This window comes from Tenuifilum sp. 4138str (genome assembly GCF_041102575.1).
Lineage (GTDB): Bacteria > Bacteroidota > Bacteroidia > Bacteroidales > Tenuifilaceae > Tenuifilum > Tenuifilum osseticum.
The window spans coordinates 17,532-33,663 of sequence record NZ_JBGCUE010000014.1; the positions used below are offsets into that span (position 1 = coordinate 17,532).

General features: G+C 42.5%; 15 protein-coding genes. 5 read left to right on the forward strand and 10 right to left on the reverse strand.

The features are described from left to right. Positions 1–39: 39 nt before the first annotated feature. Positions 40–1,059, forward strand: a complete 1,020-nt coding sequence (tsaD, locus tag AB6811_RS12155; protein WP_369490741.1) for a tRNA (adenosine(37)-N6)-threonylcarbamoyltransferase complex transferase subunit TsaD — start codon at positions 40–42, stop codon at positions 1,057–1,059. On the opposite strand, the gene AB6811_RS12160 is transcribed toward tsaD, so the two are convergent. Next, a complete protein-coding gene (locus AB6811_RS12160; protein WP_369490742.1) occupies positions 1,056–3,425 on the reverse strand; it encodes an ABC transporter substrate-binding protein in 2,370 nt (789 codons plus the stop codon). The genes tsaD and AB6811_RS12160 overlap by 4 nt on opposite strands. Before the next feature lie 89 nt (positions 3,426–3,514). Here AB6811_RS12160 and yaaA point away from each other — a divergent pair, with 89 nt between their 5' ends. Beyond that, positions 3,515–4,288: a peroxide stress protein YaaA gene (gene yaaA / locus AB6811_RS12165; RefSeq protein WP_369490743.1), complete on the forward strand. Its 774-nt coding sequence runs from the start codon at positions 3,515–3,517 to the stop codon at positions 4,286–4,288. 4 nt (positions 4,289–4,292) lie between these two features. Here yaaA and AB6811_RS12170 read toward each other — a convergent pair whose 3' ends face one another. The 9 genes from AB6811_RS12170 to AB6811_RS12210 form a co-directional block, all read right to left on the reverse strand. After that, positions 4,293–5,480, reverse strand: coding sequence for a class I SAM-dependent rRNA methyltransferase (locus tag AB6811_RS12170; RefSeq protein WP_369490744.1), 1,188 nt, complete (start codon positions 5,478–5,480; stop codon positions 4,293–4,295). Next, positions 5,480–6,070 carry a 3'-5' exonuclease gene (locus AB6811_RS12175; RefSeq protein WP_369490745.1) on the reverse strand — a complete coding sequence of 197 codons (591 nt, stop codon included), beginning with the start codon at positions 6,068–6,070 and terminating at the stop codon, positions 5,480–5,482. The genes AB6811_RS12170 and AB6811_RS12175 overlap by 1 nt, the downstream gene beginning before the upstream one ends. After that, positions 6,070–6,693: a DUF5063 domain-containing protein gene (locus AB6811_RS12180; protein ID WP_369490746.1), complete on the reverse strand. Its 624-nt coding sequence runs from the start codon at positions 6,691–6,693 to the stop codon at positions 6,070–6,072. The genes AB6811_RS12175 and AB6811_RS12180 overlap by 1 nt, the downstream gene beginning before the upstream one ends. Positions 6,694–6,840: 147 nt before the next feature. Further along, on the reverse strand, positions 6,841–7,443 hold the full coding sequence (locus AB6811_RS12185) for a hypothetical protein (RefSeq protein WP_369490747.1): 603 nt from the start codon (positions 7,441–7,443) through the stop codon (positions 6,841–6,843). A gap of 14 nt (positions 7,444–7,457) precedes the next feature. Then, positions 7,458–7,595 carry a hypothetical protein gene (locus AB6811_RS12190; protein WP_369490748.1) on the reverse strand — a complete coding sequence of 46 codons (138 nt, stop codon included), beginning with the start codon at positions 7,593–7,595 and terminating at the stop codon, positions 7,458–7,460. 58 nt (positions 7,596–7,653) lie between these two features. Beyond that, the gene (locus AB6811_RS12195; protein ID WP_369490749.1) at positions 7,654–8,256 is read right to left on the reverse strand and encodes a hypothetical protein; all 603 of its coding nucleotides are present in this window, start codon (positions 8,254–8,256) and stop codon (positions 7,654–7,656) included. Between the two features lie 14 nt (positions 8,257–8,270). Next, positions 8,271–8,546 carry a M23 family metallopeptidase gene (locus AB6811_RS12200; protein WP_369490750.1) on the reverse strand — a complete coding sequence of 92 codons (276 nt, stop codon included), beginning with the start codon at positions 8,544–8,546 and terminating at the stop codon, positions 8,271–8,273. Between the two features lie 18 nt (positions 8,547–8,564). Continuing rightward, positions 8,565–9,584 carry a M23 family metallopeptidase gene (locus tag AB6811_RS12205; protein WP_369490751.1) on the reverse strand — a complete coding sequence of 340 codons (1,020 nt, stop codon included), beginning with the start codon at positions 9,582–9,584 and terminating at the stop codon, positions 8,565–8,567. A gap of 454 nt (positions 9,585–10,038) precedes the next feature. After that, a complete protein-coding gene (locus AB6811_RS12210; RefSeq protein ID WP_369490752.1) occupies positions 10,039–11,820 on the reverse strand; it encodes a chloride channel protein in 1,782 nt (593 codons plus the stop codon). A gap of 120 nt (positions 11,821–11,940) precedes the next feature. Here AB6811_RS12210 and AB6811_RS12215 point away from each other — a divergent pair, with 120 nt between their 5' ends. From AB6811_RS12215 to AB6811_RS12225, 3 genes are read left to right on the forward strand one after another with little or no spacing between them, the layout of a single operon-like run. Beyond that, entirely contained in the window at positions 11,941–13,191 is a 1,251-nt protein-coding gene (locus tag AB6811_RS12215) for a M16 family metallopeptidase (protein WP_369490842.1), read from the forward strand. A gap of 3 nt (positions 13,192–13,194) precedes the next feature. Continuing rightward, positions 13,195–14,508, forward strand: coding sequence for a M16 family metallopeptidase (locus tag AB6811_RS12220; RefSeq protein ID WP_369490753.1), 1,314 nt, complete (start codon positions 13,195–13,197; stop codon positions 14,506–14,508). Between the two features lie 5 nt (positions 14,509–14,513). Continuing rightward, positions 14,514–16,127: a T9SS type B sorting domain-containing protein gene (locus AB6811_RS12225; RefSeq protein ID WP_369490754.1), complete on the forward strand. Its 1,614-nt coding sequence runs from the start codon at positions 14,514–14,516 to the stop codon at positions 16,125–16,127. Positions 16,128–16,132 lie beyond the last annotated feature (5 nt).

The following is a 16,132-nucleotide window of genomic DNA, read 5'->3' on the forward strand; positions in this document are numbered from 1 at the left end:
GGTTTTTAAACTTTTTTTGTATTATTTCAATTTTTATTGATGAGCGTAACAATACTTGGGATAGAATCATCGTGCGACGATACCTCAGCAGCAGTTATCCGCGATCAGCTACTTTTATCGAATGTAATTAGCAGCCAGGATGTACATAAACAGTATGGTGGAGTTGTGCCTGAGTTAGCCTCGCGTGCTCATCAGGCTAACATCATTCCTGTTGTAGATACTGCCCTGCGTAACGCTGGGGTTACCATTGCGGAAATAGATGCAATAGCCTACACGCGAGGTCCGGGGTTGCTGGGCTCGTTGCTTGTAGGGGCATCGTTTGCAAAGGGAGCGGCGCTCACGCTGGGAGTTCCAATAATATCGGTTAATCACTTACAGGGTCATGTGCTTTCGCACTTCATTAAGGATGAGCCCAATGCTATTCACCCATCGTTCCCCTTTTTATGCCTTTTGGTCTCAGGGGGTCACACCCAAATCATGTTGGTTCGGGGTCCAATGGATATGGAAATAGTTGGCCAAACAATTGATGATGCAGCGGGCGAGGCATTCGACAAGTGTGCCAAGGTGCTTGGGCTGCCTTACCCTGGTGGGCCTGTAATTGATAAGCTTGCTGCCGAGGGTAACCCTGGATTCATTAAGTTTGCCAAGCCGAATATACCCGACCTCGATTTTAGCTTTAGCGGATTAAAAACATCATTCCTTTATACCCTGCGCGATAAACTATACACTGAACCAAACTTTGTTAACGAACACCTACCCGACATTTGCGCCTCGCTTCAGCAAACTATTATTGAGATACTGCTAAGTAAGGTTGAGCAAGCTGTACGTAAGTACAGGATAAAGGAGATTGCCATTGCTGGAGGCGTGGCAGCAAATTCAGGATTACGAAATGCTTTACAGCTACTTGGCCAAAAGAGGGGATGGAAGGTTTACCTACCTAAGAAGCAGTTTACTACCGATAATGCTGCAATGATTGCCATTGTGGGTTACTACAGCTACCTTGAAGGAAAGACATCGCCGCTCGATGAGCCCCCTTTAGCTCGGTTACCCCTGGGTTAGGCTGTGTGATCGTCGGTTACAAGGTACTTACGAAGAACATTGTAAAGGTCGATGCGACTTATTGGTTTGGTAATAAAATCGTTACAGCCTGCCTCAATGCTCATGTTTACTTTTACTCCTGAACTGTAGGCGGTTTGTGCCACTATAACCACCCTGGTGTTCTTCTTTCGGATTTGGCGCGTGATTTCAATACCATCCATGTCAGCTAGCCTTAAATCCATGAAAATTAGGTCAAAGTCGGGGGTGTTTTCAACCTTTTTGAGCGCCTCGTCTCCGGTTTTGGCGTGCTCTAGCTTACAACCAGTTTCTTCCAGGAGTCTGCTTAGCAGAATGAAGTTCGATTGAATATCTTCAACAATCAGAATCTTTTTATTTTTCAGCTTTGGCGGGTCTTGATGTATGTAGAATGGTGATTTTTTATGAGATGTTTTTGCTTTGTGGCTGCCAATTGGCGTGTAGGGAACTTCAATATTCACAGTAGTTCCGGTACCCTCAGCTGTTTCTACCCAAATTTTCCCGTTCAGCAGATCCACAATACCCTTAACAACAGGGAGTCCCATTTGTAGTACACCAAACCCATCGCGCGACTCTTCAATATTTAAGCGGTTAAATAATGTTTTTGATTTTTCAATCTCTATTCCTGTTCCGCTATCCTGTATCCAGAAAAGGAGGTGACCATTCCTTTCCGACTTTCTTACGCCAATCTCAATGTAACCTTTCGACGTAAACTTTACCGCATTGTTAATTAGCCTTTGGAATATACTCTTGTAAAGGTTTCGGTCCGATAGGATATCAAAGTCAATCTCATTGGGGTCAAGGAATGCCTTTATGGCGATATGCTCTTTATCAAAGAGCTTAAGCTCATTCAGCAGCATAACCTGTAGTGTGTTCATAAGTTCCATCAGGTTAATGCGTTGGTAAACCAATCGGAACTGGTTCGATTCCAGTTTTGAGAGGTCAATAAGATTATCAATTTGATTCTGGAGTAGACGGCAGCTTTTATTTATCTCCTTGGAAAATTGAAGCGCTTGCGTGGGTTTAATTTTTGGGTCGTTTAAAAGTTCACTGTAACCAATTATGTTATTGAGTGGGGTTCGAATCTCAAACGAGAGGTTGGAGAGTAGCGATTCCTTGAACGATTCAAGGTCTTTGTTTCGTTGAACAGTCTCTTCCAGATGGGTGTTTAACATCTGTAACTCTTGCTTTAAGTTCTCAACCTGTTGCTTGTGGGTGTTTACTAATTGTTGCTTGCGCTTATTGACCCTATTAATATACCAAAAATGTAATATGAAAGTTAGCAGCAACAATGTGCCAATAACCAAAATAAACCATTTATCGGTAAAAGGTGAATGTTTTTTTTGCTTTGGGTTGTAAAGTAAATCGTCAATAGGTTTTGTTTTGTTAATTAATCCGGCCTGTAAAAGGGTTTCCATCATTTGTAGCCATCGGCCTTTGTTTGAATGCCCAACATTTATAAAGTTAGGTTGAATAAACTCCTTCACCTTTTGCGATTCAAATATGAGGTGATCAAGAGTTTTTGTGGTTTTATACTTTGATTGAATTACCTGTGCTATTTCCTCCGAATTTTCAAGGGCGTACTCCCATCCTTTAATGGATGCTCTAAGGAAAGCATCAACCAGTTCAGGATTTTTACTAATCATCTCCTTGGTGGTAAATAAGCATTCGGCGTAAAAGTCAACGCCATACTTATGGGGCAGAATCAGGTTATAGGGTATCCCAAATTTTTCGAGGAAATAGGGTTCATTTGTCAGGTAAACCTCACTGGCATCGGTTTGGTTATTCAACAGCTTGTTAAGTGAAAGCGACGATTCCGTTACTTGGTACTGCGAGGGTTTAACACCCTCAAGGCTAAGCATGGTAAGCACTTCAACCGAACCCGATTTTTTTGCATTTATTTCAATGGTTTTGCCGGCAATATCCTGTGGTCTGGTAATATTACGCTCGGCTCGTGACACAAGTGCAGCTGGGCTTGACTGGAATATGGGCGCAAGCACAACAGCGGGGGCTCCATTAACGTAATGTATAATAATGTCGGCATTGGCTATCCCAAACTGGGCTCTACCTTCAAGAACCTCGGTAATCACATTTGTGTTTTGGGGTAACTCCTTGAGCTCAACATCAAGGTCTTCCTGAGCGTAAAACCCTTTTTCAATGGCAGCGTAGTACCCAGCAAACTGGAACTGATGCTTCCACTTGAGCTGGAGTATAACCTTTGTACCGGGTCTGGAAAAACTTTGTAAAGGTAAAGCAAGCGCTATAAAGGAAATGACAATAAATATGGCAGTCCACCACTTGTGGCAAACATTTTTACTACTTTTAAAAACTGGTAAGCTTTTATTACTCATCCTTTGAACCCAGTATGCTCTACTTTGTTTCTAATTTAAAGATACAACAAATTTCTGAAATTGAAACAGAAAACAAAAAATTATGAGATATGGGAAATTACACGAACTACTGCATAGTGCTTTCGCCTGCAAAAACGTTGAGAAGCAATTTAAAAGTGGTAGGTAAAAATTACTCTGAGCCTGTTTTTCTTGATAGGGCTCAGGAACTTGTGAAACAGCTAAAGACTTATAGCCCGGTTGAGCTAAAAGAGATTTTAGGTGTTAGTCAAGATATTGCTGACCTCAATTTCACAAGGTATGCTAATTGGCATTTGCCTTTTACTCCTGAAAATAGCACACCTGCAATCCTTACCTTTGCCGGCGATGTTTATGAAGGATTACAGGCTACCGATTTTACTGACGATGAACTTGCATTTTCCAATCAAATCGTTTTTATGCTCTCAGGATTATACGGTGTATTGAGGGCGCTTGACCTCATGCAACCTTATCGTTTAGAAATGGGGTGCAAAATTAAGGTTGGGCAACATAAATCGCTTTACGATTTTTGGGGTGATAGCATTACAGGGGTACTTGACCAGAATGTAAGTGATGGGTATTTGGTTAACCTTGCTTCAAGGGAGTATTCTAGGGCTATTAACGATAAGCATTTTGGTGATAGGTTTATTAACATTGAATTCAAGGAGAATCGCCCTGAGGGGCTAAAGGTAATTCCAATACTTTCCAAGAGGGCTCGCGGCCTTATGGCACGCTTTGCGGTAAAGAACAAAATAGTGAATGCAGAAGAATTAAAACTCTTCGATTACGAGGGGTATAGCTTTAGCGATCCCCTTTCTACTGCTACTAAGTGGGTGTTTGTAAGGTGATAATTTACATCACACTTAACACGAGTCCTTTCAGGTACTCACCCTCCGGATGGTAAATGTTTATTGGATGATCGGCAGGTTGAGTAAGCTGATGAATAATGCTTACCTGACGACCTGAAATGGCTGCTGCCGAAAAAACCGCATTCCGGAAATCGGTTTTACTAACCACCTGCGAGCAGGAGAATGTGAAAAGTAATCCGCCAGGGTTCAACCTACGGATAGCAGCAAGGTTAAGCCTTTTGTAGGCTTGTAAGGCATTTCGTAGGGCATCGTTATGTTTGGCAAAGGCAGGTGGGTCGAGCACAATAATATCAAAGTTTTGGTTACAGGTTCTTAGGTACTCAAAGGTATCCATGGCTACGCCGGTATGTGGAGCATTAGCGCCAAAGTTTAGCTCAATATTCTGGTTGGCCAGAGTAATAGCTTGCGCCGAGCTATCAACAGTAATAACCTCAGTGGCTCCACCCTTTAGAGCCGATACAGAAAAACCTCCGGTGTATCCAAATGTGTTAAGTACCGATTTACCTCTGGCGTACGATTGCAGCAGTAGCCTATTCTCGCGCTGGTCGATGAAAAAACCTGTTTTTTGGCCATCAGTCCACGATATGTGATATTTATTTCCATACTCCAAATATGGCACCTTGACATTTTCTGATCCGACGATGTACCCATCGGATGGGTTATATTTTTCACGGTATGGTAATGTTCCTGAACTTTTATCGTAAACGGCGATTACGGTATTGGAGAGGACTTGCATTATTGCGTTGGCAATTTCGGTGCGCGCCATGTACATTCCAACCGAATGGCACTGCATTACGGCAGTATCGCCATAAATGTCAACTATTAGCCCAGGTAAAAGGTCGCCCTCACCATGAACCAAGCGAAAAATGTTTGTATCGGTGTTTGGATATAGGCCTATGGACCTGCGAAGATTAAGGGCATTGCTAATTCGGCTTAACCAAAATGTTTTATCAATTTCAGCTGGTTGAAACGATAAAACCCTGACAGCAATTGATCCTGAGGCAAAGTGCCCTGTAGCCAAAAACTTACCGTCGGAGCCTAATACATCAACCACCTGCCCCTCATCGGGCATCTCGGTTACCGATTTAATTGCGCCTGAAAATATCCATGGGTGAAACCTCTGAAGCGATTGCTCTTTACCGGGTTTGAGAGTTATTCTGGGTCGTTCCATTAATGCTCTTGTTTCGGGGTGTGTGATATGAGTTTAAGATAGATTTCCCTGCATACCCAAGCATCGGTCGATGCATATATTTTTTGTGCTTCGGTAAGCACATCGGCTTCCCAGTTGCTGAGCTGTTGCCCCTTGGAAACAGTAGCTCCCAGAACCACCGCCGAGAGTTTTTTTACACTCAGTTCTTCAATACCATAGGTTGGCGCTATACGTTGAAGGTCAATAAATCCGTTCGGAGTAAAGCGATTTAGTTTTTGCAGTCCCTTCAGATCGTCGTGTGTGGCTGCGCCAACCTTAACTATTTCGGGGTTCTCCAAAAATTCTTTAAGGGTATCAGGGATGCCTGTTTTCTTTAGCCTTACAAGAATAGCCAACTTGCTGTTTGCCAGCTGCAGCAATGAGATTCCATTTATCTTACCCTTCTTAAACGATGGTTTCGACTCAGTATCGAAGCCAATTATTTTCTCCTGGCATAACATGGGTAACCATTGTAACAAATCGCTCTCCTTTTCGGCAACAACAATTTGCCCCGTAAAATGGATTCGAGGTAAAGAATTTAGGGTTTCCTTATCGATACTGGATGCAAACATTACATTAGCTCATTATGATCCATATCCTGCTGGCGGCGGGTAACAAACCAATCAGAGGTATCGCGTTCGGAACCCTCGCTTTCATCGGGATGCTTTATATTATCAAGGTCGATATTTTGATGCGCCAGTATATGGAAGGCTCTTATAAGATTAGCCAACCTGATACCCCAGAAGTCCTTAAAGTTATTGGTACACTCCCAAAGGGCATCGTTCATCACATAGGTATTCCCTACCTGGTACCGCAAAACAAAGTTTTTTAAATCCTGGTAGATATCGGCCATGTACTCGGCTATACTTGCGGTATATAGGCCGGTTAGTTCGTCCACTCGGGGGTCGTTTACCTCTACATACTGGTTATGTTGCCCGAGCAAATACTCCACCTTGTTCTCTACCGAGGAGTAATCGCTCTCGGTAACAAATTGTTCGTTGTTTTCGTCGTAAACCGGTTCGGTTTCGGGCAAAAGGGTTGCCTTGTAGTAGAGTAGGGGAAGCACCTTGTTGCAAGCCCCAACAAACGATTTTGCGGTGTGCTTTTCGCAACCCTCAAGAAAAGCGCAGAACTCCTTTGCCACCGTTACAAACTCAACCACATTGCGGCTATACACCACATCCTTAATTTCCATGCCATAAAAATTGATGTTGCAAAGTTAATGGAAATAGTTTGAAGTTGATAGTTGGTAAGGGTGATGTTGCCGTTTACAAATTTATTAAGCATGATTAAGTTTAAGGCACCCCCTTTATCATTTTAAGGGGGTGCTGTATAAAAGGTACTATGGCATACCGTTGTACATGGAAGTTATGTTCCGGGTGACAGGGTCAAATGTTATTCCCATAAACTCATCTGAAAGTTTACCGTCTGCCATTTGGAATGCAAAACTAACAGTTCGATTTTTAATAATGTAATTCTTAAAATCAGGAAACGCCTTGGCTAGTTCATCGATGGGCTTGCCGACCTCCAGTATAGTTCCCTTGACGTTTAGCTTAAAGCCAGGACCTCCAATTTCAAAAGAATCAAACATTTTGTTAGGAATTATGTAAAATTTAGCCCCAGGGTACTCCCATTTCTTCCACCATTCCGACTCCATTTCGGCGTAGAAATCGGTAATACGGTCTGGTTTTCCAAAAATGGGGGTCAAATCGGTTGTATTTCGTTGTTTTCTGAAATTGAGCTGACCCCCGTTGGGGCCAATAATGGTCACATCGGATCCCTGGATTGCAATATGTTTAATTTGTCCCAGATCTGAACTTGGGAGTTGGGTGTTCATTGGCTTTGAGCAACTGTTGGCGTTTTGTGCCCGACTAGCTATGAGAACTAAAAGGAGAAGGCAAGTTACTCCTATAATAGCTATCGATATTGATTTTAATCTTTTCATGGCTATATAAGTTTTTAGGGTTCTGGTTTAGCGCTATCGCATGGCGACTTGGTTTGTACGCCGGTTTTGTAGTCGAAGTTTGACGGTAGGTAAAGATCAGGGTTGTACTTATGTTTAATGAATAGGTTAGTTGATTCAATAACCCAATGCAAATTTAAAATATTTATAGCACCCCCTTTATCAGTATAAGGGGGTGCTGTATAAAAGGTACTATGGCATACCGTTGAACATGGAAGTTATGTTCCGGGTGATGGGGTCAAACTGTATCTCCATGAATTCGTCTGAGAGTTCACCGTTTGTCATCTGGAAAGCAAAGCCAATAGCACAGTTATCAATAATGTAATTCTTAAAATCAGGAAACGCCTTAGCGAGTTCATCGATGGGCTTGCCCACCTCGAGTATTGCTCCCTTGACGTTTAGCTTAAAGCCAGGACCACTTATATGGAAAAACTCAAGCGTTTTCCCCGGATCAATCAGGAAGTAAGCCCCGGGGTACTCCCATTTTTTCCACCAGCTATCTTCCATTTCCGCGTAAAAATCGGTAATGCGTGTTGGTTTTCCAAAAATGGGTGTTAAATCGGTTGTGCGAAATTGAGTTCTAAAATTGAGATTCCCGCCATTAGACCCAATAATAAGCACATCGGTGTCTTGTATCACGATCTTTTTTATCTGTCCGAGGCCAGAACTCGGTAGGGAGTTATTCATTGGATTTGAGCAGCTGTTACCTTTTTGTGCCTGACTTGAGATATAGAGCACCAGGAGAAGGCAAGTTATAGCTGTAAAAATAGTCGAAATTGATTTTAATCTTTTCATGGCTTTATAAGTTTTTAGGGTTCTGGTTTAGCGCCATCGCATGGCGACTTGGTTTGTACGCCGGTTTTATAATCAAAGTTTGACGGTAGGTAAAGATCGGGGTTGCGCTTGGGGTACAGGGTGTAGGAGCCGTTCTGTTTACTCTCAACCCACTTGCCCAGGGCGCTGTCAAAGTACTTTACCTGAACGTGAACGTGTGGCTCAACATATTTACTATTGGCATTCCCGGTTTTTCCACTGAGGCTAAGCATGGTGGAGTGCGAAACCCTGTCGCCCACGCTAACATTCACTGTGTTTAGGTGTGCAAATCACATACGGATCTTTTGCCCGTTTACGTTGTATTCAACCCAAACATAATTACCATAACTTGTTTCATCGTAGTAATTGGTGGGTAGGTTATTCACTAACGGTCCAACAACAATACCATTATCCCATGGAGAGTATACAGGGGTGTTGGGCTCAGCGAAAAGGTCAAAGCCATCGTGAAACTTTGGGGTAGTAGCATTCTTTTTTCTTGTCCATCCATAGGTTCCGCCTACAATACCACTGGTTTGTGATGGACAAATCTTCATTATAACCATTGGGTCGCCTTTGCAAGGTGTTTTGGCATCGGTTGTTGTATTAGGATTTACAGGAGGATCTTCATTATTTCCGCCTGGAGTGTAATCACCAGGGTTTGTACCACTAGTATTTCCTCCAGGTTCACCATCACCACTACCTGGGTTTCCTCCTTCTCCACTGCCGCTGCCTGTTCCGGTTGAAGAACAATCCACCTCAGTAAACATATATGTGCAACTTGAGTTAATTGTGGTTGTGTATCCCGGACATGAGAACCAGTCGGTTATAACACAATCTTCCTGTTCGTACTTACTAGTACCGCTATAATCTATTTTCTTTTCAGGTTGGTATGCAATTTGGGGACATGCAAGGTTGTAAATATTTCCATCATCACTAAAAAAATAACCCTTAACGAAGTTGAATTGCCAATCGTACACTACTATAGATCCCGTAAATTGTCTTTGAGCATTATCGGTTCTATTTATGTACTCATCGGAGGGTCTAACAAAAACTACTTCTATCCTCATCTTACCATTATTGTCGCGATACATCATCAGGTACGAGAGCTGTTCAAGTGTTACAGGATACTCCTTTAATCCTAACTTGGTAAAAAGTAGCTCGGAGTAACTCAAAGGGATAATTGCTGCATGTCCTAATGATATTTGATGTACATAGGCTTTTGACCAATCAGGAAGCTTTGTTAATCCGAATAATGGATGAGAGCCCTTCACTCTTCCAGAAGCAAGTTCCACATCAAGTTCATATTGCATATTATTAATCTCTTCAACACATTCCTGAACAAATTGATTGGGATCAAATTGTTTTTCAATTATCACTTCGTCTTGTTGACAAGAGTTTATGGCAAATGATATGATGCCAAGTACTGCAATAAAAAGAAAAATTTTCTTTATTCTTTTCGGGGGGGGGATAAATATTCTATGAATTCTCATTTTTTTATTTTAACATTACTGTTTTCTGCCTACTCTTTCTATTTTTGGCAGTTGACTCGCCTACTCTATTATTTTTAAAGGCCTGCAGGATGTCGGTTTTCGGTTCCACATCCCCGACACCAGATTTGGGCGGTTAACCCAACCTATGCAGAAAATGTTAACCAGCTATATTTTTGTTTTGCTAATTTATAAAAAAATTAAATATCTGTTTTTTGATATTTCTTAGATTTAATTTAATTGCTGAAAAAAACATAGAAAAGTTATTAAGATTAGATTACTCCTCCGAAAACTCAATGAGCAGGTTGCGGTAAACCGAGAATATTTTTGATTTCGATACAAACCCCACATACTTATCGCCATCAACCACAGGTAAGTTCCACGCCTTGGAGTACTCAAACTTGTTCATAACAGATTCCATGGACTCGTTAATTGTGATAATCTCGGGTGGCAGGTTCATAATTTCCTGAACGGTTGTGGTATCGTAGCGTGAGGCATCGAACATGATTGGCCTTATGTCGTCGAGCATTACTATGCCTACAAACTTACCATCGGTAGTAACCACAGGAAAAACGTTCCGGCGCGACTGGCTTACCTTTTTAACAAGCGAACCAAGTGTCTCAGTGGGTTCAATGGGTAAAAAATCGGTTTCAATAACCTTAGTAACGTTAAGCAGGGTGAGCACTGCTTTATCCTTGTGGTGGGTTATAAGCTCGCCACGCATGGCTAAACGCTTAGTGTAAATGGAGTGAGGTTCAAAGTACATAATGGTGAGGTATGCAATGGTTGAGGTTATCATTAGGGGTACAAATAGAGCGTAGCCCCCAGTAATCTCTGCGATTAGAAAGATAGCCATGAAGGGGGCATGCATTACACCGGCCATGGTTCCTGCCATTCCTACTAAGGCAAAGTTGCTTTCCGATACATCAATAAAGTTGAACTGGTTAATAAGCTTTGCTACTAAAAAACCTGAAATACCACCAATAAAAAGTGATGGTGCAAAAATTCCCCCAACCCCTCCGGCACCATTGGTTACGGCAGTTGCAACGGCTTTTAGGGCAATGATCAGAAAGAGTGAGCCTATTAGCAGCCAGTAGTTATTTTGAAATTCATATAGGGGGCTGTTGTAAAAGATATACTCCGACCGGCCATCGAGAAGAGCCTGTAGAACATCATACCCTTCACCAAAAAGGGGAGGGAAAACAAAGATTAACGCGCCAAGAATTAAAGTCCCTGCTATCCATTTCTTGTATGGGCTCCGGGTTTGCTTAAAGCGTTTCTCTATCCGCCAAATTGTTCTGATAAAGTAAAGTGATACCAACCCGCAAAATATACCAAGCAGCACAAACCAGGGAATATTGTGGAGTGCAAATGGCCGAATAACATCATAGGCAAATACCACATTCCGCCCCATCAGGAAATAGCTAACCGACGATGCCGTAACGGCCGAAATTAGCAGCGGCACAATGGATGCAGTGGTTAGGTCGAGCATTAGCACTTCAAGAGTGAACACAATGCCGGCTATGGGTGCCTTAAAAATTGATGCTATAGCACCTGCTGCACCACATCCAATTAGCAGTGTTCGGGTTTTGTAGTTCATCCTGAAAAAGTTCCCAACGTTTGAACCTATTGCCGACCCTGTAAGCACAATTGGAGCCTCTGCTCCCACTGAGCCACCAAATCCAATGGTAAGGGCGCTGCCAAATATGGAACTGAACATATGGTGGGACTTTAGCTTGCTACCCTGTCGGGAAATGGAATACAAAACCTTGGTTACTCCGTGGCTTAAATCGTCTTTAATGAGGTATCGAACAAATAGTAGGGTTAGTAAAATCCCTATTGTAGGTAAACCAAAGTAAAGCAAGCTAGCGGTATTCATAGGCACTAATCCGCTAACAAAATCCCTAACCCAGTGAAGCGTATTTTTTAGTGCAACACCCGCAACACCGCTTAAAAGTCCAATGACAAAACTTAAAATCAGTGAGATTCTTCGTTCGCCTAAGCTGCGAAATATTGCCCAGAACCTTAATAACGATATTTTAAAACCATCTCTAAGCATGTTGCTAATTTAAAAAAAAGTTTAGCAATGCCTCAAAATATCGACATTGCTTTTAAATCTCTATTCAGTATGCCTAAAACATCAACAAAAATAGCTAATATTGAAGATATTTTTTTTAGTATGATCGATTTTGTGAAATATAAGCTTGATAATGGTTTAGTGCTAATAGTTCACACTGACTTTAGCACTCCCATTGCAGCCTTTAACCTGCTTTACATTGTGGGTTCAAAAAACGAAGACCCGGAACGAACAGGCTTTGCCCACCTGTTTGAGCATTTAATGTTTGGTGGTTCGGCCAACATACCTGTATTCGATGAACCGCTTGAGAGGGTAGGGGGCGAGAATAATGCATTTACATCCAACGATTTAACAAACTACTATATTACCGTTCCTGCCGAAAATATCGAAACAGCGTTTTGGCTTGAAAGCGACAGAATGCTTAGCCTTGCCTTTTCGCAGAAGAGCCTCGATATACAAAAAAGTGTGGTGCTGGAAGAGTTCAACCAACGATACCTAAACCAACCTTACGGTGATATTTGGTTGTATCTTCGGCCTTTGGCCTACAAGGTTCACCCATACCGTTGGCCAACCATCGGACAGTCGCCCGAGCATATAAGCCGTGCCACATTAGCCGATGTAAAAAATTTCTTCTTTAGCCATTATGCCCCAAACAACGCAATACTTTGTGTGGCAGGCCCTGTTGACCCCAACGAAATTCTGGAGCTTACCCATAAATGGTTTGGTTCCATTGAACCACGTAAACTTGCAAATAAAAGCATTCCAAGGGAACCTGAGCAAACCGAACCCCGTTTCCATACCCTGGAGCGCGAAGTCCCTTTCAACGCCATTTATAAGGCCTACCACATGTGTAACCGTATGCACCCCGATTACCCTGCAGTGGACTTACTCTCCGATTTGCTATCAAACGGCCGATCATCGCGTTTATACCAGCGACTGGTGAAGGAAAAACAGCTTTTCAGCTCAGTAAATGCTTACATTACAGGCGACGTAGATGAGGGATTATTCATTCTAACCGGACAACTTTACAACTCTACAACCTTTGAGGAGGCAGAGGAGGCATTAAGCCGTGAGGTTGAAGAGCTTAAAAACACTTTAGTTGATGCTAATGAGCTTGAAAAGGTTAAGAATAAGTTTGAGGCTAACTTCCTGTTTGAGCAGGAAAACGTGCTAAATAACGCCATGAATTTGGCATACTACGAGATGTTGGGCGATGCAAATCTTTTAAACAATGAGCTGCAAAGGTATAGCTCAGTAACCAATGAAGATATTAGAAGAGTTGCAGCCAGCACCCTTGATGTAAAAAACAGCTCCACGCTCTACTACAAATCAAAAATAAATGGTAAGGGATAAAATATGACTTCGCACAATATTGATAGGACTGTTCAGCCTCAAAGGGTAGCTGTTTCAAGCATTAAGATACCTACGCCTGATATTATTGATCTTGATAATGGCTTTAAGGTTTTGGTAATTAATGCTGGGAGCCAGGATTTAGCAAGGGTTGAGGTAATTTTTAGGGCTGGAACGCGCTATCAGCCTAAATCGTTAGTGGCAAATGCAGCCATCTCGCTGCTAAGCGAGGGAACAACTAGTAGAACATCGCAACAAATTGCCGAGGAATTAGATTTTTATGGTAGTTTTCTTGAACCCTCATTCTCACGCGATTTTGCATCGGTTACCTTTTACACTATAGGTAAACACTTTTACCGCTCATTGGATGTTTTTGCTGATATCATAACAAATCCTACTTACCCGCAGCACGAGCTGGAACTTTTTTGCAAAAAGGGGAAACAATCGTTATTGGTCGATCTGGAAAAAGTTTCCACCCTCTCACGCCAGCGGTTTTTCACTGCTCTTTTCGGTAGCAACCATCCCTATGGTTCTTTTGCCATCCCCAATGATTACGATGGGCTTACAAAAACCGATATATCACAGTTCCGTAATCGTTACCATAAAGCCTCAAATGGTTTGATTGTTATTGCTGGCAAGGTAGATGCTAAACAGGTCGATTTTATACTAAAAGGTTTTACCAACCCCATTTTTGAACAATGCGGTGAAATTGAGTTAGGGTTACCCTCATTTAATACAACCGATTACAGAGTATTTTCGTATAAAAAAGATGCAGTTCAGGCAGCTTTGCGAATTGGCAGGGTTTTACCCAAGCGCAACCACCCCGATATGCCCGGTTTGGTTGTTCTTAATACCATACTGGGTGGTTACTTTGGCTCTCGCCTTATGCGCAATATCAGGGAGGAAAAGGGGTATACCTATGGCATATCCTCATTTATAATCCCAATGGCTGAACTGTCGGTGCTGGTTGTGTCAACTGAGGTTGGTTCAGCCTTTGCCGAAAATACGGTAGATGAGGTATTCAAAGAAATGCTTAAATTGCAGTCAGAACCAGTAAGTAACGATGAGCTGGAGCTTGTTAGAGGCTACATGACGGGTCAAATACTTAGAACCTTCGATGGCCCTTTTGCCATTGCCGACAGCCTTGCAAGTCTTTTCCAGTTCAATAACCTTGATTTTGGGTATATCGATAATCTGATTAGAACAATCAATGAAATTACCCCCTCACAGCTTTTGGAGCTGGCAAAAAAATACTTGGATGTTGAAAGCATGGTAGTTAGCATTGCCGGAAGCCAAAAAATTAAAGGGTATAAAGAGTAAAGCGTATGAAAAAGTTACGACATGTAATGTTGATGATTGGCTTAACCTTTTATATGCCAACACTTTGGGCGCAGTTTAGCGATAAGCCAAATCCTCCAACGCTCGATTATATCACCAATAACCTAGATAATGGGGATGTAACAATATTCTGGACCCAACCACCCCATGAACCCCAAATAGCCGATCCATCGGGCTATATTATTTACGTCCCCCGCAACCCCATTGACCCCGATGCTGATGGGTGGGATCCCATTGATACTGTTGACCAAAATACTTTCCAGTATACACATGTTGGCGCCAACGGAAATGGACAAAGGGTTTACTACCGCGTTGCTTCACTGGGTGCATTTGAACCCAGCCAAATGACAGTAAAGCATTCCCAGGTATGGATAACTGCAAGCTACGATAGCTGCAATGCTAAAATCGATATTTCTTGGGTTGGTTATGAAGCTTGGCCCTTGAATGCCTCCTCGCCTTACCGCAATATCCGTTACCAGCTCTACATGGGGAACGACCTCAACTGGAGTGCCTATACTCAAATTGGCGATTACGAGGGATATAGCAATAGGCATAGTGTTAGGGATGTTCAGGAAAACCAGGATTATTTCTTTTACATCAAAGCAACCCGAATGGATACAGGATATGAGAGTTACTCCAACCTATACCTGATCCATACCAAAATGGCCCGCAGGCCAACCTATGTCAGTGTCGATAGCGTTATAGCAACCAACAATGGTAATAGAATTTACTACACCATCGATCCCAATAGCCGCGTTAGCGATTACAAGCTTTGGCGCTGGGAACAACCCGATACCGCTCAAAGCATTTTCAGTGCAAAAATCATTGAAGGGTTCGATGTGCCCACTAAAAGTATGAGTATCGATACCAACGATACCTGGACTGCCCGCACCCGAACGTTTTACTATAAAGTTGATGCCTATAACGGCTGCAACGACGCCGTTTTGGTTTCAAATCTCTGCAACACCATCATACCTCGCTTAACCCCCAAGGGCAATGTGGTAAGTATTCAGTGGAATCCCTTAATCCTCGATACCCAGCGTAAACCCGATAGGGTTGGTAATAGGATTGAGTACACAATATATAGGCGTTCCTTTACCATTAACGATGATATTTCCGGTCCGGGTAATCTGGAACGAATTGCCAACGGGCTTTCGGTTACTGAATATTCCGATGACTTATCCGGGTTTAAGGGCCAAAGCCCACTTTACCGGATAAGGTTCAACTACTACATTGAGGCATTAGAGCTATCCCCCACTAACGATACCGTTACATTAAGCCGGTCCCGTGAAATATCAACCGAAATTCTGCCCGGTGTAACAATGCCTACAGCCATTGCCCCAAATGATCCCAGAAGCGAAAATGGCCATGAGCGTAACCTTTTCAAACCGGTTATCGATTTTGAAGCCAACTTCACCTTAACCATATACGATCGCTGGGGTGGTGTAGTTTACCATGGTAACCAGGGTTGGGACGGACGCAATAGCCGTGGTGAGTACGTTAAAGAGGGAACCTATGTTTACCGTTTAGTAGTTAGCACAACCGATGCTGGTGATATTATTAAAACCGGAAGCATCTCGGTGGTTTACCCCAAAAAATAGCTAAT

Coding starts and splice junctions, on each gene's coding strand:
- AB6811_RS12215 (WP_369490842.1), top strand. CDS start 11,941: ATGATCGATTTTGTGAAATATAAGCTTGATAATGGTTTAGTGCTAATA.
- AB6811_RS12180 (WP_369490746.1), bottom strand. CDS start 6,693: ATGGAAATTAAGGATGTGGTGTATAGCCGCAATGTGGTTGAGTTTGTA.
- AB6811_RS12225 (WP_369490754.1), top strand. CDS start 14,514: ATGAAAAAGTTACGACATGTAATGTTGATGATTGGCTTAACCTTTTAT.
- AB6811_RS12170 (WP_369490744.1), bottom strand. CDS start 5,480: ATGGAACGACCCAGAATAACTCTCAAACCCGGTAAAGAGCAATCGCTT.
- AB6811_RS12160 (WP_369490742.1), bottom strand. CDS start 3,425: ATGAGTAATAAAAGCTTACCAGTTTTTAAAAGTAGTAAAAATGTTTGC.
- yaaA (WP_369490743.1), top strand. CDS start 3,515: ATGGGAAATTACACGAACTACTGCATAGTGCTTTCGCCTGCAAAAACG.
- AB6811_RS12175 (WP_369490745.1), bottom strand. CDS start 6,070: ATGTTTGCATCCAGTATCGATAAGGAAACCCTAAATTCTTTACCTCGA.
- AB6811_RS12195 (WP_369490749.1), bottom strand. CDS start 8,256: ATGAAAAGATTAAAATCAATTTCGACTATTTTTACAGCTATAACTTGC.
- AB6811_RS12220 (WP_369490753.1), top strand. CDS start 13,195: ATGACTTCGCACAATATTGATAGGACTGTTCAGCCTCAAAGGGTAGCT.
- tsaD (WP_369490741.1), top strand. CDS start 40: ATGAGCGTAACAATACTTGGGATAGAATCATCGTGCGACGATACCTCA.
- AB6811_RS12210 (WP_369490752.1), bottom strand. CDS start 11,820: ATGCTTAGAGATGGTTTTAAAATATCGTTATTAAGGTTCTGGGCAATA.
- AB6811_RS12185 (WP_369490747.1), bottom strand. CDS start 7,443: ATGAAAAGATTAAAATCAATATCGATAGCTATTATAGGAGTAACTTGC.
- AB6811_RS12205 (WP_369490751.1), bottom strand. CDS start 9,584: ATGCAATATGAACTTGATGTGGAACTTGCTTCTGGAAGAGTGAAGGGC.